Raw genomic sequence first — 24,936 nt, 5'->3', positions numbered from 1 at the left:
GGGTGACCTGAATCACATCCCGCCGCTAGGGTGACCGCCATGGATCCGCTGGCCCCCGCGCACCCCACTTGGGTGATGCTCCTGATCGCCGCTGTCGCCGTCGCCGTACTCCTCTTCCTGATCGCCAAGGTCAAGCTGCACGCCTTCATCTCGCTGGTGCTGGTCAGCGCTGTGACCGCGGTCGTGGCCGGGATCCCGGTCGCCGACGTGCCTGCGGCGATGCTGGCAGGCTTCAGCACCACACTCGGCTCGGTCGCGCTGCTGGTGGCGTTCGGCGTGATGCTCGGACGGCTGTTGGAGGTGACCGGCGGAGCGCAGGTGCTAGCCGACACGCTCATCGGCGCCTTCGGCGAGAAGCGGGCCCCGCTCGCGCTCGGCGTCGCCGCGCTGATCTTCGGGTTCCCGATCTTCTTCGACGCCGGTCTGGTCGTCTTCCTGCCGATCATCTTCGCGGTCGCCCGGCGCTTCGGCGGCTCGATCCTCATCTACGCCCTGCCCACCGCCGGTGCCTTCGCGGCGATGCACGCCGTCGTACCGCCTCACCCGGGCCCGGTCGCCGCCGCCACGGAGCTCGGCGGCGACATCGGCCTCACCCTCCTGATCGGCGTGCCGGTCGCGGTCCTGGCCTGGATCCCCGGCGCGTACTTCGTCGGCACCAGGCTCGGCGCCCGATACAACCCGCAGCCTCCCAACGTCTTCGCGACCGGTGATCCGGACGACGTGTTGGAGAGCGACGCCACTCCCCCGCCGTTCGCCACCGTCGTGCTCCTCCTGGCTCTGCCCCTCGTCCTGATCGGTCTCAACACGGTCGCCAGCACGCTGATCGCCGCCGGGACGGTCAGCGAAGACGCCACCTGGGCCAGCGCCCTGATCCTCATCGGCCAGACCCCGATCGCGCTGCTGATCACCGTGCTCGTCGCGATCTTCGTGCTCGCGCCTGGCCGCTTCCCCATCGGCCGGGCGAGCGACATCGTCGACAAGGCGCTCGGCCCGATCTGCGCGATCATCCTGATCACCGGTGCCGGCGGGATGTTCGGCGGCGTGCTGCGCATCAGCGGGATCGGCGAGGCGCTGTCCACCTCGCTCTCCGGTCTCGGGATGTCGCTCATCGTGCAGGCGTTCCTGATCGCGACCCTGCTCAGGGTCGCCCAGGGCTCTGCGACCGTCGCACTGACCACCACCGCCGGCCTGATCTCCGCCCAGGTCGCCGCCGCGGGGCTCGGCAGCTTCGACATCGCCCTGCTCGTCTTCGCCATCGCGGCCGGCGCGACCGTCCTCTCCCACGTCAACGACTCCGGGTTCTGGCTGGTCAGCCGCTTCTTCGGGATGGACGTCATCACCACCCTCAAGACCTGGACGGTCCTGGAGACCACCCTCGGCCTCTCGGTCTTCGTGATCGCCTCGGCGCTCTGGATCGTCGTTCCTTAGCTCCGGGCTCAGCCCGTACGGCGCACCCTGCTCTCGAGCGTCGCCAGCCCCGGCCCGGCGAGCTCGGGCAGGGCGACGGCCCGCCCGCAGACCGCCATCAGCAGCGCCTCGGCCGGCCCGGTGACCTCTTCGCCGCTCCCGTGGGACCAGTCGAGGTCGGTGGCGACGAGCCTCAGTCCCTGGGCGTTCTGCTTCGCCGGCAGCGGCGGGGCGATCATCGCGAACCCGAGGACCGGGACCAGCCGCTCGGGCGGTACGTGACGTGGCATCTCGAGCGCACGCCGGATGTCCTGGTGGTGGATGAGGCCGTCGGTGAGCCCGATCCGCGCATCGGCCACCGCCGTGGCCCCCGACGGCTTCGCATGGGCGCGCACGTAGGCGATCAGCTCGCCGGGGGTTCTGGTCCCGAACTCCTTCAGCCTGCGTTCGTTCATGTTCCCGAACCTGAACCCATGACGTACGAACCCGCCGATGAAGCTTCCCAGCCCCATCTCCTCGTAGCTGACCAGGTGCGCGACGACGTCGCGCACCGCCCACCCACTGCACAGCGAGGGTCTGCCCCACTGCTCCGGCGTCAGCGTCTCGAGGAAGTCGGCGAGGTCGCGCCGCTCGGCCGTCGCGAGCGCGGTGCGGTTCACCGCCATCATGCCTCCGCGAGCGCCCGGAAGCGCTCCAGGTAGATCCCCCAGGCGCTGTCGCCCGCGGCCCGGTCGCGCCAGCCCTGCCACCCGGCGCCGTGCCGGTCGAGATGCCGGTGCTCGAGGCGTACGTGGGTCTGTTCTGCCCCCACCGAGGTGAAGGTGAACTCGACCTCGCTGCACCGCGCCGGATCGGGCTCGACCTGGAAGCCGGGGGTGATGTCCCAGGAGATCACCAGCCGGTGGGGCGGTTCGACGGCGAGGACACGCGCCCACTGACAGGTGCTGCCGTCGACGCCGCGGTCGTAGACGCGACCGCCGACCCGGGGCTCCAGCACCGTCTCGGCGATCTCGACGGGAAGCATGTTGTGCTCGCGCGGCTTGATCCGGTCGAAGTCCTTGGTGAACACCTTGAAGGCGTGCTCGACCGGGACGTCGACGGTGATCTCCAGATCCACGGAGGTCTTTTCGCGGGTGGTGCTCATGGCTGCTCCTTCTGCTCGCGGTGCTCGCTTACTCCCTCGCTCGGCGCGTGCGGACGAGCAAGCTCGCCGCCCGACCTCGCTCCGGTCGTCTCTGCACGGTAGCTGTCCTCAGCCACCTGCTTGAACGAATGCAACGCCTCGGTCCAGTACGTATCCAGCTCGGCGCGCAGCTCGGCAAGGCCCTCGATCCGGGCCTGGTAGATCCGGCGTCGTCCGGCCGGGGTCATCGACACCAGCCCGGCCTCGCGCAGGATCTTGAGGTGCTGGGACACCGCGGCCATGCTCACCGGCAGGGCATCGGTGATCTCTCCGACCGAGCACGGCCCGGCGGCCACCCGAGCCAGGATCTGGCGGCGGGTGGAGTCGGAGACGGCGTACCAGGCATCGGTCACGACATTTAAGGTAATGCTTAAATGTCGTGCCCGCAATGGCCATCCGTCGGCCGAGAGGTCGCCTGCGCAGGTCGAGTGGGCACCTCCGTGACCACTCGACCGACCGAAGTGACGCTTCGGCGAGTTGGGGTCAGGCGGCGCAGAGCCGTTCGTGCCAGGACAGCGCGGTGATGTCGGTGAGCGAGGCGACCTGGTCGATCACGACGCGGAGCCGGGCGGCGTCGTCGGCCGCGTCGTGCCAGTCGTCGGCGAACTGCCGGTCGAGGTCGTCCGGCCCGGTGGAGACGAGGTGCTCGAGGAGCTCGCCGAGCAGGTTGCGCTGGCGGTCCATCTTCACGGCCCGCTCGTCGGTGCGCATCACGTAGTGCGCCGCGATGCCCTTCAGCAGCGCGATCTCCAGGCGGGTCTGCTCCGGCACCACCAGGTCGGCGCCGTAGCGGACGTAGGGACCGCCGCCGGCGGCGTACGTCGCCTCCCGCACCGCCCCACAGAACCGGCCGATGACGTCGGAGGTCAGGTTCTTGAGCATCGCCCGAGACTGACGAGAGGCGTCGTACGCAGCGCCCTCGGGGATCCAGCAGCCGGCGGCACTCAGGTCGGCGATGGTCGAGACCGCGAGAGCGCGGTCGAAGCCGGGGACGTACCAGTCAGCGACGGTCGCGGCGACGCCGTCGAGATCGAGGCGGGCGAGGTCGACCTTGCCGGCGACGATCCCGTCCTCGACGTCGTGGACGGAGTAGGCGACGTCGTCGGAGAGGTCCATGATCTGCGCCTCGACGCACTGCCGCTGGCCGGCATCAGCGGCACGCAGCCAGGTGAAGACCGGCAGGTCGTCCTCGTAGACCCCGAACTTGGCCCCCTTGCGCTCACCGAAGCCCCACGGATACTTCGTGCAGGCGTCCAGCGTCGCCCGGGTCAGGTTGAGCCCGACTGAGCGCCCGTCGGCGTCGAAGGTCTTCGCCTCCAGCCGGGTCAGGATCCGCAGCGTCTGCGCGTTGCCCTCGAACCCGCCGATGCCCTTCGCCTGCTCGGCGAGCACGTTCTCGCCGTTGTGCCCGAACGGCGGGTGCCCGAGGTCGTGCGCGAGCGCCGCGGTCTCGGCGATGTCTGGCTGTGGTGAGTCCGGCCCGTTCAGGGCACGCGACAGGTCCCGCGCGACCTGGGCGACCTCGAGCGAGTGGGTCAGCCGGTTGCGTACGAAGTCGTCGGCCTGCGGACCCACGACCTGGGTCTTCGCCGCCAGCCGCCGGGTCGAGGCGGCATGCACCACCCGGGCGCGGTCGCGCTCGAACTGCGTACGCTCCGGCGCGACCACCCGCTTGGGCGGCTCGGCGACGATCCGCTCGCGGTCGGCGGCCCCATATAGCTCCACGGTGGAGAGGCTAACGGCTGCGGCACCCGATGGCGGCCATGAGCGGCCCTCAGGGCAGCAGGATCGCGAAGTCCTCCGCGTTGAAACCGGCCGTCGACATCACGTCGTCGAGCGTGATCCCCGAGAGCTCGTCGAGGACGGCCCGGGCGACCCGGCGGTCGAGGTCGACGAGGACACCCTGAATGCTGGCACCCACCGCGCAGGCGGGGTTGGGGCCATGGATCCCGAGGACCTGGTCGTCACCCTGCAGCACCTGCCACACCTGGGCGAGGTTCACCGTCTTCGGGTCGACCGCCAGCTCCCATCCCCCGTGGGCGCCGGGACGGGACCGAACCAGACCGGCTGTACGCAGCGGCCCGAGCACCTTGCGTACGTGGACCGGGTTGACCGCGGTGCTGCCGGCGAGCTCGTCGGAACTGACGGGGGTCGTGCGGCCGGCGGCAGCGCACGAGGCGAGGTACGTCAGGACATGGACAGCCACCGCGAAACGGGTGTTCGTCGGGGCAGCCATACCCCCATCTTGCCTTATTGCCATCGCTATGACTACATTTATAAAACCGTCACCGCCGTGACTACAGTTACGGCACTACCGATAGGACTCCCATGACCATCGCCATCACCGGTGCCTCCGGCCAGCTCGGCCGACTCGTCGCCGACCAGCTCCTCACCACCGTCGACCCCGCCGAGGTCGTGCTCCTCACCCGCGACCCCGCCAAGCTCGCCGACTACGCCGAGCGCGGTGCCGATGTCCGTGCCGCCGACTTCAGCAAGCCCGACGAGCTCGTCGACGCCTTCGCCGGCGTCGAGCGCGTACTGCTCATCTCGACCGACGCCGTCGGCGCCCGCGTCGAGGGCCACCTCGCCGCGATCGACGCGGCCGTCAAGGCAGGCGTACGCCACATGGCCTACACCTCGGTCTCCGGGCCGACCGCGGACAACCCTGCCGGCGTCGTCGCCGACCACGCCGCCACCGAGGAGGCGCTGCGCGAGAGCGGTCTGGCATGGACCATGCTCCGCAACAACCTCTACGCCGACATGCAGGTCGACTCCGTCGCCCAGGCCGCCGCGACCGGGCAGCTGGTCACCAACTTCGGCGACGGCGGTGCGGCCTACGTCACCCGCGCCGACTGCGCGGCTGTCGCCGCCGGGGTCCTGACGGGCGAGGGACACGAGGGCAAGGCGTACGACGTCACCGGCCCGCACGCCTACACCGCGACCGATCTGGCCGAGCTCGCCACCGAAAAGGCCGGCAAGCCGGTCGAGGTCGTCCAGGTCGACGACGAGGCCTACACCGCCGGCCTGGTCTCCGCCGGGCTCCCCGACTTCATCGCCCCGCTGCTCACCTCGTTCGGCACCGCCACCCGCCTCGGCAAGCTCGCCACCGTCACCGACGTCGTCGAGCAGGTCGGCGGCCGCAAGCCCACTCCCCTGAGCGCGCTGGTCTGATCCCGTCTTGGCGATCCGGCGTAGATTTGGGATGACTGACCGGAGCTGAGGCCTCCATCCGGACCCGCTTGTACCGGTCGAGAGGCGGACATCATGTCGACGTCACGAGAGATCGGCCAGTGACCATGGCCGGGATCGTCCTTCGGGTAAGGCTCATCGGCGGTGACAGCATGGACGTCATCTACGACGACGTAGAGACGGCGAGCGAGGCCGAGGCGATCGACCACCTCGCCGCCGTCCTGTCGAGCGACACCGGCGTCATCCGCTGCAGGCACGGCGACCGACTGCTGCTGTTGTACGCGCGCGGGATCTCCACGGTGGAAGTAGCGCCCCGAGGCGCGGTTCTCTGAAAGACGAATCGCCGAGTTGGCGCGTCATGACGCGCCGACTCGGCGGCGTACTCGGTCAGGACGAGCCGACTCGGCGTCGGTTCAGTTGACCGCTACGTGTACGTGGTCGTAGTGGTTGGCCGTGGGGTCGCCGCGGTCCTCCATCGGGCGCCAGCCCTCGTCGGCTCGGACGGGGGTCCAGATGCGCTGGTACCAGATGATGTCGTAGATGTTCAGCGCCGCGGCGTGCTCCTGGACGAAGGCGGCGATGGCGTCGCCGAGCTCCTTGTCGTCGGTCATGAAGTCGAGTGCCTTGCCACTGATGTGCTCGCCGTGCGGGTCGTAGCCGTAGGTGGTGCCGGAGGCGACCGCGGGGAAGGCGTTGCAGACGGCGCGGTAGAGATCGACCGCGTCGGAGACCAGGCCGTCCTCGACCGAGGAGTCACCGCAGGCGGAGAAGTCGAGTCCCGCCGGCGCGTCCTCCGACGGCGTCGGGGAGGGCGTCGGGGTCGGCGTGGGAGTCGGCTCGGGCGGGGGTTCGGGCTTGGTCTTGCCGAGGTTGCCCTCGGGGATCCACACCGGGTTGCCCTCCAGGACGATCTCCTGGCGGCCACCCTCGTCGCGGCCGGTGTAGTAGACCGCGCGCCCGAGCTCCAGCTCGCCGAGCTCCTTGGCACGCTTTCCGTAGGAGGCGTAGACGGTGACGTCCTCCTGGACGTAGCGCAGCACCGCCTTCTGCGCACCGCCGCTGACCGACGTCGGCCGCTCGATCAGCGACTCGATCGTCGCGACCTCGCTCAGCGCGTTGGTCCTCGTCCCTCCCCCTCGTTCGCCGCTGCGGCTGACGGTCGTCTCGCGGCCGGGTAGCTCACGGCGGTCGTTCGACATCCGGGTGTCCTCCCGGGTCGTCGGCAGCGCCGGGATCTTCGCCGCCGCCTTGGCCTCGGCCTCGATACGCCGATCAGCCAGCGACGGCAGCCGGAGCCCGGACTTCTCCTCAACCTCGGAGATCACGATGCCGGGGTTCGCCGCGGCCGCCCCGGCGGCCATCGCACCGCTGGTCGCGAACGTCACGATCCCTGCGGTCGCCACGGCGTTCTTGGTTCTACGGACAGCTCGATAATCGCCTTTGTGGCTGGTGGCCACTGTGCAATCCTTCGCTCGACAATGTGGGGGTATCGCCCGAGAACGCCCTTCGCCACTTCCGCTGAAGCTGGGTCGTGAGCCCGGGCACAGCGCCTGAGTCAAGCACACACCTGCGGGGGTATCCCAACGCAGGCCTGAGACTTTTGCGAAGTTGTTGATCTGCCGATCGCCTGAAACGCAGTTCGGCCCGGGCTCTTTCGAGCCCGGGCCGAACGCGTTTCGAGACCGACGGATCAGTTGGTCGAGACGTGCACGTGGTCGTAGTGGTTGGCGGTGGCGGACCCGCGGTCCTCCATGTAGCGCCACCCCTCCGAGGCACGCACCGGCGTCCAGATCCGCTGGTACCAGATGATGTCGTAGAGGTTGAGCTCCGCAGCGTGCTGCTGCAGGTAGGCGGCGATCGAGTCGCCGAGCGCCTTGTCGCCGGTCATGAAGTCGAGCGCCTTGCCCGAGGAGTGCTCACCGTGACCGTCCCAGCCGCCGACGGTCATGGACTCGACCTCGGGGAAGGCGTTGCAGACCGCGCGGTAGACCGTGACAGCGTCGGAGACGAGACCGCTCTCGACCGAGGGGTCACCGCACGCGGCGGTGCTGACGCCGGCTGCGACACCGGTCTCCTCGGGCTTCTCGTCGACGAGGTGACCGGCGGTCACCCAGGCGACCTCGCCGTCGACGAGGATCTCGTCGCGGCCGGACTCGGTGCGGCCGGTCGCGTAGACCAGCTCGCCGGCCTCGATCTCACCGTTCTGAGCGGCGTGCTTGCCATAGGCGGACCAGAGGTTGAGCGTCTCGTCGGTCCAGCGCTTGACTGCCTTCGCGGTGCCGGTCTCGACCTGCTCGGGACCCTTGGTCAGCGTCTCGACCGAGGAGACCGACTCACGGTCGCCTCCGTCACGGCTGACAACGGTCTCACGACGGTCCCCGGCGACGCGCGCGTCGTCACGGGTGCTCGGCACGTTGGCCTTGGTCGAGGAGAGGGAAGCGCCTGCGTTCTTGGCGACCAGGGAGGAGGTTGGCTCCGCGAACGCGGCTCCGGCGCCGACTGCGGCACCTGTCGCGAGAACCGCGACCCCTGCGCTGACAACTATGGATTTGGTCTTACGGACGGCCCGAGTGTCGCCTCTGTGGCTGCCGGCCACACGCAATTCCTTTGCTCGACTACATGGTCTGCGCCAGAGCTGTTCCCATGGTTTCAACGGATGAAAACCGTCGAGGGTTGTGCTGGTGGGGGCTCGGCACGGCAATGAGTACAACACACACGAGAGGGGGTATTCCAATTCCCTTACCGAGTTTTTGCGTAGTTTTGTACCTGTCGAGCGACTGATTCCGAAGGCTCGAAACGCCCCGCGAGGCCCGTCCGAACGGGCCTGGAAGCTCAGCCGCCGGAGGTCTCCGACACGTTCTCGGCGAACCCGCAGCCGCGCCCATCGGCGTCGTCGAGCCACCCCTCCGGAAGGACCACCTTGTCCCGCGGCGCACCCTGCCGCCCACGCGGCGCACCCAGCTGTGACGAGGGGAAAGGCTCGTTCCGGTCGAGCTTGGCGAGCATCTCGTCGAGGTCCTGGAGGCTGTTCACCAGGCCGAGTGTCCGACGCAGCTCACCACCGGCGCTGAAACCCTTGAGGTACCACGCGATGTGCTTGCGGATCTCCTTGCAGCCGCGCTCCTCCCCCATGTGCTCGCAGAGCAGCTCGGCATGGCGCCGCATGATGTCGGTCACTTCGCCGAGATTCGGCAGAACATTGACCGTCTCACCGGCGAATGCGGCCGCCAGGTCGCGGAAGAGCCACGGGCGTCCGAGGCAGCCCCGGCCGATGACGACACCGTCGATGCCGGTCTCCTCGACCATCCGGATCGCGTCGGCCGCCTCCCAGATGTCACCGTTGCCGAGCACCGGGATGTCGACCGAGGCGGCGAGCTCGGCGATGGCGTCCCAGTCGGCGGTGCCGGAGTAGGCCTGGGCGACCGTACGTCCGTGCAGCGCGATCGCGGCCGCGCCGCTCTCCTGGGCGATCCGGCCGGCGTCCATGTAGGTCAGGTGGGCGTCGTCGATGCCCTTACGGGTCTTCATCGTCACCGGTACGTCATAGGGCTCCGCCGCGCGTACGGCGTGCTCCAGGATCTCGCCGAGCAGACCGCGCTTGTAGGGCAGGGCTCCCCCGCCGCCCTTGCGGGTCACCTTCGGCACCGGGCAGCCGAAGTTGAGGTCGACGTGCGCCACCCCGTATTCGGCGCAGAGGATCTCGGTCGCCTTGCCGACGTAGACCGGGTCGGTGCCGTAGAGCTGCACGCTGCGTACGGTCTCGGCCTCGTCGAAGACGAGCATGTCCTTGGTGTGCTGGTCGCCCTCGACCAGGCCGCGGGAGGTGATCATCTCGCAGACGTAGAGGCCGGCACCCTGCTCGGCGCACAGGCGCCGGAAGGCGGCGTTGGTGACACCGGCCATCGGCGCGAGCACCACAGGGGTGTCGACGGTCAGGCTGCCGAGCTTCAGGGGGCCAGGGAGGGACATGCCCTCTATTGTCCGGCCAACCTTGGAGCGTACGAAATCTAAGGAGTCGCGGAGCCAGACGGGGAGGCGGAGCCGGAGGGCTTGGGCGCGACGTACGGCGTCGGCTCGCTCTCCCAGGTGATCGGGTCGAACTCCTCGTAGGGCCGGAAGCTCACGCCGACGAGCTTGCCCTGATCCGGGACGAGCATGACCAGGCAGGCGTTGACGCTGGCGCCGGGCGCGAACGGCTTGGGGAGCGCCTTGCCGTCACAGGGCTTGAACGGCTCCTTGAACGAGGCGGCCTCGACCAGGCTGCCCTGGTCATCGAGACCCCACAGCGGCACGTCGTAGCCACCGAGGTCGGTCTTGCTGTCGTTCTTGATGGTGGCGCGTACGAAGTAGGGAGCGCGCGCCAGCGTCGCCTCGTCGAGCTTCCACCCGGAGAAGGTCTGCTTGTAGGAGGTCGACTCGAGCTTGGTGACGGTGATCGAGAGCTTGCCGTCGACACCTTCCTTGGGCGCCCACTCGACCGTTGCGGTCTCCCCGAGCTTGCGGTCGGCACCGGGCTCGGTGAGCGCCCCGGCGGAGGGCGATGCCGACGCCGAGGCCGATGCGGAGGGCGAGGCGGATGCGCTCTCGGACGGCTTGGGCGCGTTCGTCCTCGGCGCGGTGCCGCTGCACCCCATCACTGACATGACCATGACCGCACCCGTGACGGATGCGGCGAGTACGGACCCCGCTCGTTGCATGGGGACATCCTGCCGCACGAGTCTTGGAATCATGCGGCAGGACGCCCTTTGCGACGTTTACGACGCGGTAACGAGTGTTGCTCAGGCGCCGATCAGACGCTCGGCGAAGTAGCGGCTCACGCCCTCGAGCGGGATGCGCTCCTGCTTCATCGTGTCGCGCTCGCGGATGGTGACCGCGTTGTCCTCGAGGGTGTCGAAGTCGACGGTGACGCAGTACGGCGTACCGATCTCGTCCTGGCGGCGGTAGCGCTTGCCGATCGACTGGGAGTCGTCGAAGTCGACGGCCCAGTTGGCGCGCAGCTCGGCGGAGAGCGCCTTCGCCTTCGGCGAGAGCGCCTCGTTGCGGCTGAGCGGGAGCACGGCGATCTTGACCGGCGCGACCCGGTGGTCGAGACGCAGCACGACCCGCTTGTCGACACCGCCCTTGGCGTTGGGCGCCTCCTCCTCGGCGTACGCGTCGACGAGGAAGGTCATCAGCGCGCGGGTCAGACCGGCCGCGGGCTCGATGACGTAGGGCAGGTAGCGCTCGTTGTTGGCCTGGTCGAAGTACTGCAGGTCCTGCCCGGAGTGCTTCATGTGGGTGCCGAGGTCGAAGTCGGTGCGGTTGGCGACGCCCTCGAGCTCGCCCCACTCGCTACCGGTGAAGCCGAAGCGGTACTCGATGTCGACGGTGCGCTTGGAGTAGTGGCTGAGCTTCTCCTGGGCGTGCTCGTAGAGGCGCAGGTTGTCGGGGTTGATGCCGAGGCCGGTGTACCACCGCATGCGCTCGTCGATCCAGTACTGGTGCCACTCCTCGTCCTCGCCCGGCTTGACGAAGAACTCCATCTCCATCTGCTCGAACTCGCGGGTGCGGAAGATGAAGTTGCCCGGCGTGATCTCGTTGCGGAAGCTCTTGCCGGTCTGGGCGATGCCGAACGGGGGCTTCTGGCGGGTGGAGGTGACCACGTTGGCGAAGTTGACGAAGATGCCCTGCGCGGTCTCCGGACGCAGGTAGTGGAGGCCCGACTCGTCCTCGAGGACACCGAGGTGGGTCTTGAGCATGCCGGAGAACTCGCGCGGCTCCGTCCAGGCGGCGCGGGTGCCGCAGTTGGGGCAGGCGACGCTCTCGTTGAGGTCGACCGTGTCCGGGTCGTCGATGCCCTTCTTCTCCGCGTACTCCTCCTGGAGGTGGTCGAAGCGGTAGCGCTTGTGGCACGACTGGCACTCGACCAGCGGGTCGTTGAAGGTCTCGACGTGGCCGGAGGCGACCCAGGTCTGGCGCGGCAGGATGATGCTCGAGTCGAGGCCGACGACGTCGTCGCGCTGCTGGACCATCGCCTTCCACCACTGGCGCTTGATGTTTTCCTTGAGCTCGACACCGAGGGGGCCGTAGTCCCAGGCACTCCGGGTGCCGCCGTAGATCTCGCCGCTGGGGAAGACGAATCCGCGCCGCTTGGCGAGGGAGACGACGAGGTCAAGGGTCGATGCTGGCGGCTTTGCCACGATGAATGCTCTCTGCTCGTTGCGAGCCCGGCCGGCTGCCGGGCCTCGGTGCTAGGGGATCTGCGGAAATCCTATCCGCGGTGTCATCTTGTTATGTACGCCGCCCGCTGGGCCAATTCGCTCGGCCGCTCGGGCATCTGCCGATAGCGTCGCTCGGCATGGAGTCGAACGCGCGTCGTCTGTGGAAGCTGCTCGAGCCGATCCATGCGGTGGGTTACTTCTCACCCGAGCCGATCGCCCTGCTCAAGGAGGCCGGCTACCGCGGCTACTGGATGGGCTACTTCGCTGCTCGGTCCGCTCCGCTGGGGGCCGTCCCGGCCGAGGTGGTCCATGCCGTCTTCTACAACTTCGCCTTCTCGCACGTCTCCCGGGCGCTTCCTGACGCCTGGAGTTTCGCGCCACCCGAAGCCGCTCACGAGGCCCGCCGCACAGGTGCGATCGCCGCGCTCCGCCGTCACCTCGGTCCGCTCGCTGATGACGTCGACCGGGCTGCCTCGCTCGCCTCGCGAGCCGCTCTCGGCGCCCCGTCGGAGGGCCGGGCCCTGTACGCCGCGTTGCGCTCGCTCCCCGTCTCCGAGGACCCGCTGACCCTCCTGTGGGACGCGGCGACGCTGCTGCGGGAACACCGCGGCGACGGCCACGTCGCCACCCTCCTCTCCGCCGGGATCGGCGGCCGCGAATCGCACGTCTTCCATGCCCTCGCCAACGGCACCTCCCCGTCGGTCTACGCCACCTCCCGCAACATCCACGAGACCGAGTGGGACGCCCTCGTCTCCGGGCTGCGCTCCCGCGGGCTCGTCACCGACGACGGCCACTCCCTCACCGACGCCGGCAGAGAGACCAAGGCCGGGATCGAGTCGACGACCGATGCGCTTGCTGCCACCGCGTACGCGACCCTGGAGCCGGCCGAGGTCGACGAGCTCATCGCGCTGCTACGGCCACTGGCCAAGGCTGTGGTCGCCTCCGGCGAGATCCCCGGCCAGTCGCCGATGGGATTGAACCTCGACGATCTCGACCGCTGACCTGGCCGGGGTGAAACCCGGTTGAGCCCGCGCCTCGCTCGGATCAGACTCGACCCATGAGCACCTCCGACCTCGACCCGCGCCTCCGCCCCGTCCTCGGCCTGGCTGAGGAGGCTGCAGCGCGCCCGGGCACCGAGGCCGACCTGGAGACCCTCCAGGAGATCTTCTCCGAGGCGGCGATGCTGCTCGACCTCGGCAACGTCCTCGAAGGCCTCGACGAGCACGACGCCCGAGGCGTCGTCGACGGCCTCTGCCGCGACCTCCTGACCGAGGATCCCTCGCAGAGCATCCGCGCCCACGCCGAGTCCGTCCTCCAGGACGACTCGTCCCATGACCCTGAGGGCGTCGCCGTGGCGTACCGGATGGCGGCGTACGCGCTGCAGCTGTGACCATCGGCGGTCACGGAGATCAGCGGCTCGGGTCGTTGAGGGAGAGGATCTGGCGGCGCTCGGCGTCGGTCAGGTCGGCGGCAGCGAGGACCTTCTGCAGGACATCGGACTTGCGGGCGATGTAGGTGTCGATGTCCATGTCCGGTTCGGCTGCCAGCGCCAGCTTCACGGCCGCGTACTCGTCTCGAAGATCGTCGCGGCGGCGCAGGACGTCGCGGACGGCGAGGTGGTTGCGTACGTTGAGCGTCCCCGCGGCGCAGACGTAGACGTGGCGTCTCGGATCCTCATCAGGGGCGAAGAACGCCTCGCGGCCGGCGACGCCGAGGTCGCCGCGGTGGCGGTAGCCGATGCGTACGAGCGCAGCGACCGCAGCGGGTACGTCCTCCGGCGCGACGATCACGTCGATGTCGAGGATGGGCTTGGCCGCAAGTCCCGGGACCGAGGTCGAGCCGACGTGCTCGACGCTCGCCGCCGGGCCGTCGGCCAGCGCGCCGCTCAGCACCGCGGCAACCTTCTCGAACCGGTCCTGCCATGACGGGTCGTACGCCACTACCTCGATGCTCACAGGAACCAGAGTCTCTCAGGTCGACTCAGGCCTCGACGGCAGAAGGCCGAAGACGCAGGCCGGCGACGAACCCGGCGACGGCGTCGGAGAGCGCGAGGACGAGCGCCGCAGGGGTCGCGGCGACGACCAGGAGCGAGGCGGTGACCGCGGGGCTCCCGGACAGGTCGAAGAGGAGCCAGGCCAGCCAGGTGGCTCCGGCGGCGAGGAACACGAGGGTCGCGGAGCCGGCCAGGGCTCCCTTCAGGCCACCCACGACCCGCGCAGCGAGCGCCGCGGGCGCGGCGATGGCCACGCAGAGCGCTCCGACGGCAGCACCGAGAAGTACGAGTACCGGTCCCGCGAGCGGTCCGCCCATCCCCTGGCCGCCGGTCGCGGACGCGACCAGAAGACCGACATAGACCAACCCGGCGACCACCGGGTAGGCGAGCCCGACGAGCGCCATGGTGACGACGAAGGAGGCGGTGCGAACGGCGATCACGGGCAGACTCATGCGCTCATGATGCCCGGCACCGCCGCGGGCGCCCACAGATGTTGGCCCTTCGTTGACGAACCGAGCGTTGGTCAACCGGGTCCGTGGTCAACCAGCGTGGCCGGAGTGCGCCTCGACCTGCGCGAGGAGCGGGTCGCGAAGACCGACGGCGTCATGCGCCCAGAATGCATCGCAGTAGACGAAAGCGCCCGTCATCCAGGCCTCGTACGCCGAAAGCCTGGCCACCTGGAACGCCGGCAGCGGAATGCGGGACGAGGGGGCGGTGAAACCGAGCGGCGTCGCGGCCGAGAAGCCGCGGGAGCCGTAGTAGTCCCACCCTCCCTCGAGGAAGACCGCCGGAGCTCCGAGACGCTCCGCCTCGGCGAGCGCCGCAGCGATCAGCGCGGTGCCGATCCCGGCCCGCTGACTGTCCGGGCGCACCGAGAGCGGGCTCAGCACGAGCACGTCGACGAGTCGCTCGCGCGCGTCCACCCATGAGCATGACAACGCGACATGGCCCACGATCTCGCCCTCCGCGACCGCGACCAGGCTCACCCGCAGCGCACCGGAGTCGGCCAAGGCACGCAACAGCCGCACGATCCGCCCGTCGGTCTCCTCCTCGAAGGCGCCCGCGGCAACGGCCTCGATCTCAGACTGGTCGGCAGCGAGGGCAGCTCGGATCTCCATGGACGGACCGTTTCACAGCCGCATCACCGCCGCCAACGGGTTTCTCCAGCGCCGTCAGACGCGCCCGCGGACCATGCTGATGAGGCGGTCCAGGACCTCCTCGGGGGCGACCTGGACGCCGTTGTGAAGGTGGGCGTTGGTGATCCACGGACGCAGGGTCGGGACCAGCTCGGCGGTGGCGAGGGAGTGCTCGCGCAGGACGTACGGGTCGTCGTAGTAGACCGCCGCGGCACACGGGACGTCGACGGACGCCAGCACCGACGGGTCGTAGAGGCTCGGCCACTCGCGCTCGGCCAGCAGGTCCGCGGCCTCGGCGAAGGGAGCCAGCAGCGGGTCCTCGGTCAGGTGCCATGGGAAGAGGTGCTCGGCGGTGAAGAGAGTCGGATCCTCATACGCCGCGGGCTGGACGCGCGCGGAGGCCCAGCGCGTGGCCTGGGCATCGGCGTAGCAGGCCTCGTGGACGAGTACGTAGAGCGGCGAGTGTCCGCTGAAAGGCAGCAGCGACGCGACCTCGTGACCGAAGCCGAGCCCGGCCGGGTCGCGCTCGAGGAGGTAGTGGATCTGCTCGGAGCCGCCGGTCATCCCGAGCCGGTTGCCGATGCAGCGCGCCTGGCGGGCGGAGAGCAGGCCGCCGTGCGGGAGCCGGATCTCGCCGGCGTCGCAGCGCTCGACCAGCGCCCGCATCCGCTCACGGTCGCCGGGGAATCGGGCGTAGTGACGCTCTGTGAGCTCGATCGTGCGAGCGAAGGTCGCAGCGTAGATCTCGTCGACGGGCAGGCCGACCGGCGGCACTCCCCCGGTGAACATCACCTCGCGCAGCGACTCCGGATGGGTCGAGAGGTAGCGCAGCGAGCAGAAGCCGCCGAAGGACTGACCCAGGAGCGACCAGCGCGAGATGCCCAGGTGGGCGCGGAGCAGCTCCGCGTCCTCGACGATCGAGTCGGCGCGGAAGTGGGCCAGGTAGTCGGCCTGCTCCTGCGGGCTCATCCCGGTCATCGCGGTGAGCGGCGTCGACCGCCCGGTCCCGCGCTGGTCGAGGAGGATCAGCCGATAGTCCTCGAGTGCCCGCTCCAGCCATCCCGGCGCCATCGGGAGGTCGATCGGGCGCGGGCTCTCTCCGCCCGGGCCGCCCTGGAGGAAGAGCAGCGCCTCGCGGTCGTCGCGATCGCCCGGACGACGCACCTCGCGGGCGAACACGGTCAGCGTCTCCGGCCCGCCGCCGAGATGGTCCAGCGGCACCTCGATCTCGTGCTCGATCAGGACCAGGCCGGGGATCGTATCGATGCGCACGAGCCGATCCTAATGCCGCTCGGATGGACGGCGGCGTTGCGGTATGGGCCAACAGAACCTAACCTGAACACCGTTCAACTGAACGTTGTTCAGGTAGCCATCCCGAGGAGACTCCCGCATGACGACAGCCTTCGACCAGCTAGCCGACCGGATCCTGTCCGGCGGGGCCGCCACGACGGAGGACGCAGTGGCCGTGCTGCGTACGCCCGACTCGGAGCTGATGAGTGTCGTCGCCGCAGCAGGGCGACTGCGGCGCGAGCACTTCGGCAATACCGTGAAGGTGAACTACCTGGTCAACCTGAAGTCCGGCCTGTGCCCGGAGAACTGCAACTACTGCAGCCAGGCGCTCGGCTCGCAGGCACCGGTCCTGAAGTACTCCTGGCTCTCCAAGGACGAGACCCTCGAGCAGGCGGGCGCCGGGCTGCGCGGTGGCGCCACCCGCGTCTGCATGGTCTCCTCGGGCCGCGGACCCTCCGACCGCGACATCGACAAGGTCGTCGAGATGACCTCCGCGCTGAAGGATGCACACGAGGGCGTCGAGGTCTGCGCCTGCCTCGGGCTGCTCAAGGGCGGGCAGGCCGAGCGGCTCAAGGCGGCCGGGGTGGATGCGTACAACCACAACATCAACACCGCCGAGTCCAACCACGACAACATCGTCCAGACCCACACCTACGACGACCGCATCGACACGATCGGCAAGGCCAAGGAGGCCGGCCTCTCGCCGTGCTCCGGCCTGATCGCGGGGCTGGGCGAGACCGACGAGCAGCTCGTCGAGGCCCTCTTCGCACTCAAGGAGCTCGACGCCGACTCGATCCCGGTGAACTTCCTGATGCCGTTCGACGGGACGCCGTACGAGAACACCTGGGAGCTCTCCCCCGCCCGGTGCGTGAAGATCCTGGCGATGGCGCGCTTCGTCTGCCCCGACACGGAAATCCGGATCGCCGCCGGCCGCGAGATGCACCTGCGCTCGCTGCAGGCCACCGCGCTCCACGTCGCCAACTCGATCTTCCTCGGCGACTACCTGACCTCGGAGGGGCAGGACGCGCTGGCCGACCTGGAGATGCTGCGCGACAACGGCTTCATCATCCTCGGCATGGACAAGAGCGCCTTCGACGAGCTGATCGAGGAACATCGCGCCAAGGCCGCCGGTCGCGTCGCAGGTGGTTGTGGCAGCAGCTGCGGCGATGCCTGCGGCTCTGCCTCCGGCGGGGCCTGCGGCGGTCACGACGAGCAGGACGGCCCGGTGATCCGGCGCCGCGGAGCGGGGACCGATGTCGCTGCCAATGCTTGATAGGGGCGTTGATCGGGGCGCCGACCGGGCCCGCGATCTGCTCGCCTTCGACCGCGAGCACCTCTGGCACCCCTACACCTCGATGACGGACCCGGCGCCGGTACGCCTCGTCACCGGCGCCGAGGGTGTACGCCTTCATCTCGACGACGGCGGCGAGCGCCTCGAGGTCGTCGACGCGATGTCGTCGTGGTGGTCGGCGATCCACGGCTACCGGGCGCCGGAGCTGGACGCCGCACTCGCCGAGCAGGCCGGCCGGATGGCGCACGTGATGTTCGGCGGCCTGACCCATGCCCCGGCGATCGACCTCGCCGAGCGGCTCGTCTCGATCACCCCGGACCCGCTGCAGCACGTCTTCCTCGCCGACTCCGGGTCGGTCAGCGTCGAGGTGGCGATCAAGATGGCGCTGCAGAGCCAGCGCGGACGCGGGCGGCCGGAGCGTACGCGGCTGCTGACCGTGCGCGGCGGCTACCACGGCGACACCTTCGGGTGCATGAGCACGTGCGACCCGGTCGGCGGGATGCACTCGATGTTCAGCGAGATGCTCGCGCCGCAGGTCTTCGCCGAGCGCCCGCCGGCGCCGGGTGGGGACGTGGAGGCGTGGGCCGAGGGCGTACGCCGCCTGGCGGCCGAGCACGCCGACGAGCTGGCCGGGATCATCCTCGAGCCGCGGCTCCAGGGCGCTGGCGGGATGTGGGTCTACGACGACCGCTGCCTGGTCGTGCTCCGCGAGATCGCCGACGAGCACGGTCTGGTGCTGATCTTCGACGAGATCGCCACCGGCTTCGGCCGCACCGGCGACCTCTTCGTGTCCTCGCTGGTCACCCCCGACATCCTCTGTCTCGGCAAGGCGCTCACCGGCGGCTACATGACCCTGGCCGCCGTGCTGACCACCACCGAGGTCGCGCACGCGATCTCCCGGAGCGAGTCCGGCGTACTCATGCACGGACCGACCTTCATGGGCAACCCGCTCGCCTGCGCGGTCGCGCTGGCCTCGCTCGACCTGCTGACCGCCCGCGGCTGGGAGCAGGACGTGTCGCGGGTCTCCGCCGCCCTCTCGACGGGCCTCTCCCCGCTGGCCGCTGCTCCGGGTGTCAGCCAGGTCCGCGTCCTCGGCGCCGTCGGCGTGGTCCAGCTCGACCATCCGGTCGATGTCGCCAAAGCCACCGACGCCGCGCTGCGGGAGGGCGTCTGGATCCGGCCGTTCCGCGACCTGATCTACACGATGCCTCCCTACATCACCGGCGAGGACGACCTCGCCCGCATCTGCCGGGCCGTCGCCGCGGCCGCGGAGGTGGCCTGACATGGGGTGGCAGACCTGGCTCGAGGAGGCGGCCTCCGGACGTGAGGCGGCCGGGCTGACCCGGCGGCTGCGGCCGCGCGGACCCGATGACGGCGTCGTAGACCTGGCCGGCAACGACTACCTGGGCCTGTCCGGTCACCCGGACGTACGCCGCGCCGCGGCCGACGCGGCCATGCTCTGGGGCGGCGGCGCGGGTGCGTCCCGGCTGGTCACCGGCACCTTGACCCTCCACGGCGACCTGGAGGCCGAGCTCGCCGACTGGCTCGGGCAGCCGGGCGCACTGACCTTCTCCACCGGCTACCACGCCAACCTCTCGGTCGTCAGCGCGCTGGCCGACCGGACCGCCCACGTCGTCTCGGACGCGCACATCCATGCCTCGCTGATCGACGCCGTACGGCTCTCCCGGGCCCAGCTGACGGTCGTGCCCCACAACGACGTGGCGGCGGTCCGGGCCGCGCTCGCGGCACGTCCAGGCGTACGCAGCCTGGTGCTGGCCGAGTCCGTCTACTCCGTCCTCGGCGACGAGGCGCCGCTGACGCAACTGGCGGAGGTCTGCGCTGCGCACGGCGCGCTGCTCGTCGTCGACGAGGCCCACGGCGTCGGCGTGCACGGGCCGGGACTGGTCCACCGTCACGGTCTGGCCGGGCGGCCCGAGGTGCTGGTCACCGCGACGCTCTCCAAGAGCCTGGGCAGTCAGGGCGGAGCCGTACTGGGTCCGCGAACGGTTCTCGACCACCTGGTCAACACCGCCCGTCCGTTCATCTTCGACACCGGCCTGGCCCCCGCCTCCGCCGCCGCGGCCTTGGCCGCCGTGCGGATTTCGCGTGCTCGCCCGGACCTCGCCGACACCATCCGCGCTCGCGTCACTGAGCTGGCCCGAACCCTCGGGGTCCCGGCCCCCGCCGGCGCGGTTCTGTCGGTCCCGATGCCGTCCCCCGAGGCGGCAGTCTCCGCCCAGGCGGACCTGCTCAGCGAGGGCGTACGCGTCGGCTGCTTCCGCCCACCGTCGGTCCCCGACGGGGTCTCCCGGCTGCGGGTCACCGCCGGAGCGGGTGTCACCGACGAGGAATGGAACCGGGCCGCCAAGGCCATCGACACGATCGTGGGTGAAGTCAGGTGAGCGGGCTGCTGAATGTTCACCGAGGTAACTCGGTCAGCGCTCACATCCTTCGCGGAACTCCGCGAAGGAAGTGCCCCGACACCGAGGCACCTCGGTCAGCATCCCGGGGCGCGGCATGACCGGGAAGGTGCTGATCGTCACCGGCACCAACACAGGCGTCGGCAAGACCGTCGCGACGGCGACGCTGGCCGCCCGGGCGCGCACGGACGGCGAGAAGGTCGCGGTCGTGAAGCCGGTGCAGACCGGGACCGCCGACGGCGACTGCGACGCCGCCGAGATCCACCGGCTGACCGGGATCGAGGTCCACGAGCTCACCAGCCTGGAGGAGCCGCTCGCGCCAGACACCGCGGCCCGGCGTGCCGGGGTGGAGATCCCGGCGGTCGTGGCCTACGCTCCGACGATCTCGGCGCTGACCAGCGAGAACGACCTCGTCCTCGTCGAAGGTGCAGGTGGTCTGCTGGTGCGTCTGGACACCGACGGCGGCACGCTCCTGGACCTGGCCGACGCCCTCCTCGCCGAGGGCGTACCCACCTCGTTCGTCGTCGTCACCGCGGCCGGCCTGGGCACCCTCAACCACACCGAGCTGACCGTGGCCGCGCTGCGCGCACGCGGGCACGAGCCCGACGGACTGATCATCGGCTCCTGGCCGGGCGATCCAGGGTTGGCAGAGAGGTGCAACCGCCTCGACCTCCCCCGCGTGACCGGCGTACCCCTGCTGTTCGGCATCCCGGAAGGAATTGACAACCATTCTCAACTAGCCTGAGAATGGTTCTCATGACCCCCACTACCCGCTCCGTTGGCCTCCTTGCCGTCGGCGCACTCCTGCTCACCTCGGGCTGTGCCGCCCTCTCCGACGACTCCGGTTCCTCCGCCTCCGGATCCGACTCGGGGAAGGTGCAGATCGCAGCCGCGTTCTACCCGCTGGAGTTCGTCGCGGAGCGGGTAGCGGGCGACCTCGCCGAGGTCACTCCCCTCACCAAGCCGGGCGTCGAGCCGCACGACCTCGAGCTCAGCATCAACCAGACCGCCGCGCTGCAGAGCGCCGACCTGATCCTCACCGAGCACGGCTTCCAGCCCGCCGTCGACGACGCGGTCGAGCAGGACGTCAAGGGTGAGGTCGTCGATGTCGAGAAGGTCGTCGAGCTCCGCAAGGCCGAGGAGGGCCACGAGGATGAGCACGCCGAGGGCGAGGAGGACGAGCACGCCCACGGCGAGTCCGACCCTCACTTCTGGCACGACCCGCTGCTGATGGCGCAGTACGCCGAGGGCGTACGCGACGCTCTGGTGAAGGCCGACCCCGACAACGCCGAGACCTACGAGGCCAACGCCAAGTCGCTGACCGAGAACCTCACAGGAGTCGACGAGGAGTTCAAGACCGGCTTGGCGCAGTGCAAGATCAAAGACGTCGTCGTCTCCCACGACGCCTTCGGCTACCTGGACAAGTACGGCCTGGAGTTCGAGTCGATCGCCGGCCTGACCCCCGACGCCGAGCCCAACCCGGCTCAGCTCGCCGAGATCGGCGAGCACGCCAAGGAGCACGGCGTGACCACGATCTTCTCCGAGCGTCTGGTCAGCACCGCGCTCGCCGACACCCTCGCCGACGACCTCGGTCTCAAGACCGCCGTGCTCGACCCGATCGAGGGCCTCTCGGCAGACACCGAGGGAGAGGACTACCTTTCCCTCATGCGCCAGAACCTCGACGCCCTGAAGGCGGCCAACGGTTGTCAGTGAGCAAATCAGGGACCGGAAACAGCACGGTCCCCGCCGATGTCCCCGTGCAGCTCCTGCACGGGGATGTCGCCCTGTCCGGACGTCCCGTCCTGCGCGAGGTGGATCTGACCGTCAAGCGCGGTGAGTTCGTCGCGCTGATGGGTGCCAACGGCTCCGGAAAGTCGACGCTCGTACGCACCCTGGTCGGCCTCAACCCGCTCTCGGCCGGTCGCCTGGAGCTGTTCGGCCGTCCGCTGGCCGGCTTCCACGACTGGTCGCGGGTCGGCTACGTGCCGCAGCGAAGCACAGCCACCGGCGGCGTACCCGCTTCTGTCTGGGAGGTCGTCGCCTCCGGCCGGCTCACCCACCGCAAGCTGCTGCGGCCGCTGCGCAGCGCCGACCGGGCCGCGATCCGGGCGGCGCTCGAGGTGGTCGGGATGGATGCGTACGCCCATCGCGGGGTCGCCCAGCTCTCCGGCGGTCAGCACCAGCGGGTGCTGATCGCGCGAGCGCTCGCCGGCCGTCCCGAGCTGCTGCTGCTCGACGAGCCCACCGCCGGCGTCGACCTGCCCAACCAGCACGCGCTGGCCGGAGCCCTCGGCCGTCTCAAGGACGACGGCGCCACCATCGTGCTGGTCGCCCACGAGCTCGGGCCGCTGGCTCCGCTCGTCGACCGCGCAGTCGTCATGCGCGACGGGCGCAAGGCCTACGACGGACCGCCTCTCTCCGACGCCGACGTCCACGCCCAGGGCTTCGACGCCGGGCACGTCCACTGCGACGACGCCTCGACTCCCAAGCCCAACCCCGCCGTCCCGACCCCGCTGAAGGAGCTCTAAGTGACTCTCCTCGAGCTCTTCTCGGTGCCGTTCATGCAACGGGCCCTGATCGCGGCGTTCCTCGTCGGGATCGCGGCGCCTGCGGTCGGCACCTACATCGTGCAACGACGCCTGGCGCTGATGGGTGACGGCATCGGTCACGTCGCCGTCACCGGCGTCGCGATCGGCCTGTGGACCCAGACCTCGCCGACCTGGGCCGCGGTGGTCGTGGCCATCGCCGGGGCCGTGGTCATCGAGATCGTCCGCGAGCGCGGCCACGCCGAGGGCGACGTCGCGCTGGCGATGCTCTTCTACGGCGGGCTCGCCGGTGGCGTCTTCGTCACCGGGCTCGCCGGCACCGGCGCCTCCCGGCTCCAGGAGTTCCTCTTCGGCTCGATCCTGACGATCTCGGTCGACGACCTGCTCGTGACGATGGCCCTCGCGGTCGTGCTGATCGTGATCTGCGTCGGCCTCTCGCCTCAGCTGTTCGCGGTCTCCCAGGACGCCGACTACGCCAAGGTCGCCGGACTGCCTGTGCGGTTCTACTCGATCCTCGTCGCCGTGCTCGCCGCCCTGAGCGTGGTGATCGCGATGCGCACCGTCGGGCTGCTGCTCGTCTCCGCTCTCATGGTCGTACCGGTCGCGATCGTGCAGCAGCTGACCCGGTCGTTCCGGATGACGCTGCTCGGCGCGATGGGCGCCGGCCTGGTCGCCTCGGTCGGCGGCCTCGGGCTGGCGGCCGCGCTCTCCCGCACCGGCGCCAACGTCCAGCCTGGCCCCAGCATCGTGCTGGTCGCACTGGCCGGGTTCTTCCTGGTCTGGCCGATCGGCGCCTGGCTGCGGCGCCGGCGAGCCCTCGTGGCACCGTTCCCGGAGACCGCACCCGTGGAGAAGCCTGTCGGCGAGGCGCACCCGCACCACCACGGCGAGAAGTGCGGCCACGTCGCGGTCGAGCACGGCGACCACGTCGACTACATCCACGACGGCCACCGGCACGCGGCGCACGTCGGCGCGGAGGGAGAGCACTATGACGAGCACTGATCCTCTGGCGGCCGAAACTTCCGGAGCCCTGCGCCCCACCAAGCAGCGGCTGGCCGTGGCCGAGGCGCTACGGACGTACGACGGCTTCCACTCCGCCCAGGAGATCCACTCCCGCCTCGACGGTGCCGTAGGCCTGGCCACGGTCTACCGCACGCTGACCGCGCTGGCCGAGGCCGGCGCGGTCGACGCGATGCGCTCCGAGGACGGCGAGACGATCTACCGACGCTGCTCCGACACCCACCACCATCACCTGGTCTGCCGTCAGTGCGGCCGGACCGTCGAGGTCGAGGGCCCCGCCGTCGAGCGCTGGACCAAGACCATGGCCGAGGAGAACGGCTTCACCGACGTCTCCCACACCCTGGAGATCTTCGGCACCTGCACCGACTGCCGCTAGAGCTGAACCGGGTTCGGCAGCGCGCCGCCGTAGCGGCGGTCCCGGGAGGCGTACGTCTCGATGGCGTGCCACAGGTGGCGGCGGTCGACGTCGGGCCACAGCACGTCGGTGAAGACGAACTCGGAGTAGGCGGCCTGCCAGAGCATGTAGTTGGACAGCCGCTGCTCACCGGAGGTGCGCCAGATGAGGTCGGCGTCGGGGAGGTCAGGGACGTAGAGGTAGCGCTCGAAGGTCTTCTCGGTGATCTTCTCCGGACGCAGCTTGCCGGCGCGTACGTCCTCCCCCATCCGCCGCACGGCGTCGGTGAGCTCGGCGCGGCCGCCGTAGTTGACGCACATCGTCAGCGTGCAGACGGTGTTGTCCTTCGTCATCTCCTCGGCGATCTTGAGCTCGTTGATGACGGACTTCCACAGCCGCGGCGCTCGGCCGGCCCAGCGCACCCGGACCCCGAGCTCGTTCATCTCGTCGCGGCGGCGGCGGATGACGTCGCGGTTGAAGCCCATCAGGAACTTCACCTCGTCCGGCGAGCGCGACCAGTTCTCGGTGGAGAACGCGTAGGCCGAGATGGCCTTCACGCCGATCTCGATGGCTCCTTCGACGACGTCGAAGAGCGAGGACTCACCCTCTTCGTGGCCCTTGGTCCGGGGGAGGCCACGCTCCTTGGCCCATCGGCCGTTGCCGTCCATGATGATCGCCACGTGGTGCGGGACGAGGTCCTTGGGGACCGGGGGCGGGGTAGCCCCGGACGGGTGGGGTGTTGGGGTACGGACCGGCTTGCTCACGAGGTGCAACCCTAGTCGGGCGATAGCCAGGAGGCGGCTGCGGCCCGGGAGGCTGCGGCCGGGGCGGGACCATCGGGCGCCGGGGTGCGTCGTACTCCATCTC

The 24,936-nt window shown here is 69.9% G+C and carries 28 protein-coding genes; 13 read left to right on the top strand and 15 right to left on the bottom strand.

What is annotated here, in order from left to right; all coding sequences use genetic code 11:
* Positions 1–39: 39 nt before the first annotated feature.
* Entirely contained in the window at positions 40–1,428 is a 1,389-nt protein-coding gene (locus ABTW65_RS23570) for a GntP family permease (RefSeq protein WP_350664660.1), read from the top strand.
* 8 nt (positions 1,429–1,436) lie between these two features.
* Here the strand turns inward: ABTW65_RS23570 and ABTW65_RS23565 are convergent, their stop codons facing one another.
* From ABTW65_RS23565 to ABTW65_RS23545, 5 genes are all read right to left on the bottom strand, one after another.
* Positions 1,437–2,072: a maleylpyruvate isomerase family mycothiol-dependent enzyme gene (locus ABTW65_RS23565; RefSeq protein WP_350664657.1), complete on the bottom strand. Its 636-nt coding sequence runs from the start codon at positions 2,070–2,072 to the stop codon at positions 1,437–1,439.
* The gene (locus tag ABTW65_RS23560) at positions 2,072–2,551 is read right to left on the bottom strand and encodes an SRPBCC family protein (RefSeq protein WP_350664655.1); all 480 of its coding nucleotides are present in this window, start codon (positions 2,549–2,551) and stop codon (positions 2,072–2,074) included. Before ABTW65_RS23560 ends, ABTW65_RS23565 begins: the two co-directional genes overlap by 1 nt.
* On the bottom strand, positions 2,548–2,943 hold the full coding sequence (locus ABTW65_RS23555) for an ArsR/SmtB family transcription factor (protein ID WP_350664653.1): 396 nt from the start codon (positions 2,941–2,943) through the stop codon (positions 2,548–2,550). The genes ABTW65_RS23560 and ABTW65_RS23555 overlap by 4 nt, the downstream gene beginning before the upstream one ends.
* 130 nt (positions 2,944–3,073) lie before the next feature.
* A complete protein-coding gene (locus ABTW65_RS23550) occupies positions 3,074–4,315 on the bottom strand; it encodes a deoxyguanosinetriphosphate triphosphohydrolase (protein ID WP_350664651.1) in 1,242 nt (413 codons plus the stop codon).
* A gap of 49 nt (positions 4,316–4,364) precedes the next feature.
* Entirely contained in the window at positions 4,365–4,826 is a 462-nt protein-coding gene (locus tag ABTW65_RS23545) for an Rrf2 family transcriptional regulator (RefSeq protein ID WP_350664649.1), read from the bottom strand.
* 92 nt (positions 4,827–4,918) lie between these two features.
* Here ABTW65_RS23545 and ABTW65_RS23540 point away from each other — a divergent pair, with 92 nt between their 5' ends.
* Positions 4,919–5,761, top strand: a complete 843-nt coding sequence (locus ABTW65_RS23540; protein ID WP_350664647.1) for an SDR family oxidoreductase — start codon at positions 4,919–4,921, stop codon at positions 5,759–5,761.
* Between the two features lie 170 nt (positions 5,762–5,931).
* The gene (locus ABTW65_RS23535) at positions 5,932–6,111 is read left to right on the top strand and encodes a hypothetical protein (RefSeq protein WP_350664644.1); all 180 of its coding nucleotides are present in this window, start codon (positions 5,932–5,934) and stop codon (positions 6,109–6,111) included.
* 81 nt (positions 6,112–6,192) lie between these two features.
* Here ABTW65_RS23535 and ABTW65_RS23530 read toward each other — a convergent pair whose 3' ends face one another.
* The 5 genes from ABTW65_RS23530 to ABTW65_RS23510 form a co-directional block, all read right to left on the bottom strand.
* A complete protein-coding gene (locus tag ABTW65_RS23530) occupies positions 6,193–7,182 on the bottom strand; it encodes a VldE C-terminal domain-containing protein (RefSeq protein ID WP_350664642.1) in 990 nt (329 codons plus the stop codon).
* 287 nt (positions 7,183–7,469) lie between these two features.
* On the bottom strand, positions 7,470–8,375 hold the full coding sequence (locus ABTW65_RS23525; RefSeq protein ID WP_350664640.1) for a VldE C-terminal domain-containing protein: 906 nt from the start codon (positions 8,373–8,375) through the stop codon (positions 7,470–7,472).
* Between the two features lie 236 nt (positions 8,376–8,611).
* On the bottom strand, positions 8,612–9,748 hold the full coding sequence (dusB, locus tag ABTW65_RS23520; protein ID WP_350664638.1) for a tRNA dihydrouridine synthase DusB: 1,137 nt from the start codon (positions 9,746–9,748) through the stop codon (positions 8,612–8,614).
* A 38-nt stretch (positions 9,749–9,786) separates the two neighbouring features.
* Positions 9,787–10,476, bottom strand: a complete 690-nt coding sequence (locus ABTW65_RS23515; protein WP_350664636.1) for a hypothetical protein — start codon at positions 10,474–10,476, stop codon at positions 9,787–9,789.
* Positions 10,477–10,557: 81 nt separating this feature from the next.
* Positions 10,558–11,958: a glycine--tRNA ligase gene (locus ABTW65_RS23510; protein WP_350664633.1), complete on the bottom strand. Its 1,401-nt coding sequence runs from the start codon at positions 11,956–11,958 to the stop codon at positions 10,558–10,560.
* A gap of 158 nt (positions 11,959–12,116) precedes the next feature.
* On the opposite strand from ABTW65_RS23510, the gene ABTW65_RS23505 reads away from it, so the two are divergent.
* Together ABTW65_RS23505 and ABTW65_RS23500 are read left to right on the top strand one after the other, a co-directional pair.
* Positions 12,117–12,980 carry an SCO6745 family protein gene (locus ABTW65_RS23505; RefSeq protein ID WP_350664631.1) on the top strand — a complete coding sequence of 288 codons (864 nt, stop codon included), beginning with the start codon at positions 12,117–12,119 and terminating at the stop codon, positions 12,978–12,980.
* 56 nt (positions 12,981–13,036) lie between these two features.
* Entirely contained in the window at positions 13,037–13,369 is a 333-nt protein-coding gene (locus ABTW65_RS23500; RefSeq protein WP_350664629.1) for a hypothetical protein, read from the top strand.
* Positions 13,370–13,388: 19 nt separating this feature from the next.
* On the opposite strand, the gene ABTW65_RS23495 is transcribed toward ABTW65_RS23500, so the two are convergent.
* From ABTW65_RS23495 to ABTW65_RS23480, 4 genes are all read right to left on the bottom strand, one after another.
* The gene (locus ABTW65_RS23495; protein ID WP_350664627.1) at positions 13,389–13,934 is read right to left on the bottom strand and encodes a GrpB family protein; all 546 of its coding nucleotides are present in this window, start codon (positions 13,932–13,934) and stop codon (positions 13,389–13,391) included.
* A 25-nt stretch (positions 13,935–13,959) separates the two neighbouring features.
* A complete protein-coding gene (locus tag ABTW65_RS23490) occupies positions 13,960–14,424 on the bottom strand; it encodes a hypothetical protein (RefSeq protein ID WP_350664625.1) in 465 nt (154 codons plus the stop codon).
* Between the two features lie 87 nt (positions 14,425–14,511).
* Complete coding sequence (locus tag ABTW65_RS23485) at positions 14,512–15,090, bottom strand: GNAT family N-acetyltransferase (RefSeq protein WP_350664623.1); 579 nt, start codon at positions 15,088–15,090, stop codon at positions 14,512–14,514.
* Between the two features lie 54 nt (positions 15,091–15,144).
* Complete coding sequence (locus ABTW65_RS23480) at positions 15,145–16,380, bottom strand: alpha/beta fold hydrolase (protein ID WP_350664620.1); 1,236 nt, start codon at positions 16,378–16,380, stop codon at positions 15,145–15,147.
* 118 nt (positions 16,381–16,498) lie between these two features.
* Between ABTW65_RS23480 and bioB the strand changes: the two genes are divergently transcribed.
* The 8 genes from bioB (at position 16,499) to ABTW65_RS23440 (ending at position 24,051) form a co-directional block, all read left to right on the top strand.
* On the top strand, positions 16,499–17,671 hold the full coding sequence (gene bioB, locus ABTW65_RS23475) for a biotin synthase BioB (protein ID WP_350664618.1): 1,173 nt from the start codon (positions 16,499–16,501) through the stop codon (positions 17,669–17,671).
* The gene (gene bioA, locus ABTW65_RS23470; protein WP_350664616.1) at positions 17,664–18,971 is read left to right on the top strand and encodes an adenosylmethionine--8-amino-7-oxononanoate transaminase; all 1,308 of its coding nucleotides are present in this window, start codon (positions 17,664–17,666) and stop codon (positions 18,969–18,971) included. Before bioB ends, bioA begins: the two co-directional genes overlap by 8 nt.
* A gap of 1 nt (position 18,972) precedes the next feature.
* Complete coding sequence (locus tag ABTW65_RS23465; protein ID WP_350664615.1) at positions 18,973–20,091, top strand: 8-amino-7-oxononanoate synthase; 1,119 nt, start codon at positions 18,973–18,975, stop codon at positions 20,089–20,091.
* Positions 20,092–20,161: 70 nt separating this feature from the next.
* Positions 20,162–20,854 (top strand): dethiobiotin synthase, encoded by a 693-nt coding sequence (bioD, locus tag ABTW65_RS23460; RefSeq protein ID WP_350664613.1) that lies wholly within the window; start codon positions 20,162–20,164, stop codon positions 20,852–20,854.
* Positions 20,855–20,865: 11 nt separating this feature from the next.
* Positions 20,866–21,822, top strand: coding sequence for a metal ABC transporter substrate-binding protein (locus tag ABTW65_RS23455; RefSeq protein ID WP_350664612.1), 957 nt, complete (start codon positions 20,866–20,868; stop codon positions 21,820–21,822).
* Positions 21,819–22,637: a metal ABC transporter ATP-binding protein gene (locus ABTW65_RS23450; protein ID WP_350664611.1), complete on the top strand. Its 819-nt coding sequence runs from the start codon at positions 21,819–21,821 to the stop codon at positions 22,635–22,637. Before ABTW65_RS23455 ends, ABTW65_RS23450 begins: the two co-directional genes overlap by 4 nt.
* Positions 22,638–23,657, top strand: coding sequence for a metal ABC transporter permease (locus ABTW65_RS23445; RefSeq protein ID WP_350664609.1), 1,020 nt, complete (start codon positions 22,638–22,640; stop codon positions 23,655–23,657).
* Positions 23,644–24,051: a Fur family transcriptional regulator gene (locus ABTW65_RS23440; protein WP_350664607.1), complete on the top strand. Its 408-nt coding sequence runs from the start codon at positions 23,644–23,646 to the stop codon at positions 24,049–24,051. Before ABTW65_RS23445 ends, ABTW65_RS23440 begins: the two co-directional genes overlap by 14 nt.
* Here ABTW65_RS23440 and ABTW65_RS23435 read toward each other — a convergent pair.
* On the bottom strand, positions 24,048–24,842 hold the full coding sequence (locus tag ABTW65_RS23435) for an isoprenyl transferase (RefSeq protein ID WP_350664605.1): 795 nt from the start codon (positions 24,840–24,842) through the stop codon (positions 24,048–24,050). The genes ABTW65_RS23440 and ABTW65_RS23435 overlap by 4 nt on opposite strands.
* Between the last annotated feature and the right edge of the window lie 94 nt (positions 24,843–24,936).

Source organism: Nocardioides sp. NPDC127503 (assembly GCF_040302165.1).
Lineage (GTDB): Bacteria > Actinomycetota > Actinomycetes > Propionibacteriales > Nocardioidaceae > Nocardioides.
This window is presented reverse-complemented; position numbering and strand designations above follow the sequence as displayed.

Bases quoted from the DNA above. Each gene is read 5' to 3' on its own strand.
- ABTW65_RS23570 (WP_350664660.1), top strand. From the start codon at position 40: ATGGATCCGCTGGCCCCCGCGCACCCCACTTGGGTGATGCTCCTGATC.
- ABTW65_RS23565 (WP_350664657.1), bottom strand. From the start codon at position 2,072: ATGGCGGTGAACCGCACCGCGCTCGCGACGGCCGAGCGGCGCGACCTC.
- ABTW65_RS23560 (WP_350664655.1), bottom strand. From the start codon at position 2,551: ATGAGCACCACCCGCGAAAAGACCTCCGTGGATCTGGAGATCACCGTC.
- ABTW65_RS23545 (WP_350664649.1), bottom strand. From the start codon at position 4,826: ATGGCTGCCCCGACGAACACCCGTTTCGCGGTGGCTGTCCATGTCCTG.
- ABTW65_RS23540 (WP_350664647.1), top strand. From the start codon at position 4,919: ATGACCATCGCCATCACCGGTGCCTCCGGCCAGCTCGGCCGACTCGTC.
- ABTW65_RS23535 (WP_350664644.1), top strand. From the start codon at position 5,932: ATGGACGTCATCTACGACGACGTAGAGACGGCGAGCGAGGCCGAGGCG.
- dusB (WP_350664638.1), bottom strand. From the start codon at position 9,748: ATGTCCCTCCCTGGCCCCCTGAAGCTCGGCAGCCTGACCGTCGACACC.
- ABTW65_RS23515 (WP_350664636.1), bottom strand. From the start codon at position 10,476: ATGCAACGAGCGGGGTCCGTACTCGCCGCATCCGTCACGGGTGCGGTC.
- ABTW65_RS23505 (WP_350664631.1), top strand. From the start codon at position 12,117: ATGGAGTCGAACGCGCGTCGTCTGTGGAAGCTGCTCGAGCCGATCCAT.
- ABTW65_RS23500 (WP_350664629.1), top strand. From the start codon at position 13,037: ATGAGCACCTCCGACCTCGACCCGCGCCTCCGCCCCGTCCTCGGCCTG.
- ABTW65_RS23490 (WP_350664625.1), bottom strand. From the start codon at position 14,424: ATGAGTCTGCCCGTGATCGCCGTTCGCACCGCCTCCTTCGTCGTCACC.
- ABTW65_RS23485 (WP_350664623.1), bottom strand. From the start codon at position 15,090: ATGGAGATCCGAGCTGCCCTCGCTGCCGACCAGTCTGAGATCGAGGCC.
- bioB (WP_350664618.1), top strand. From the start codon at position 16,499: ATGACGACAGCCTTCGACCAGCTAGCCGACCGGATCCTGTCCGGCGGG.
- bioA (WP_350664616.1), top strand. From the start codon at position 17,664: ATGCTTGATAGGGGCGTTGATCGGGGCGCCGACCGGGCCCGCGATCTG.
- ABTW65_RS23465 (WP_350664615.1), top strand. From the start codon at position 18,973: ATGGGGTGGCAGACCTGGCTCGAGGAGGCGGCCTCCGGACGTGAGGCG.
- ABTW65_RS23455 (WP_350664612.1), top strand. From the start codon at position 20,866: ATGACCCCCACTACCCGCTCCGTTGGCCTCCTTGCCGTCGGCGCACTC.
- ABTW65_RS23440 (WP_350664607.1), top strand. From the start codon at position 23,644: ATGACGAGCACTGATCCTCTGGCGGCCGAAACTTCCGGAGCCCTGCGC.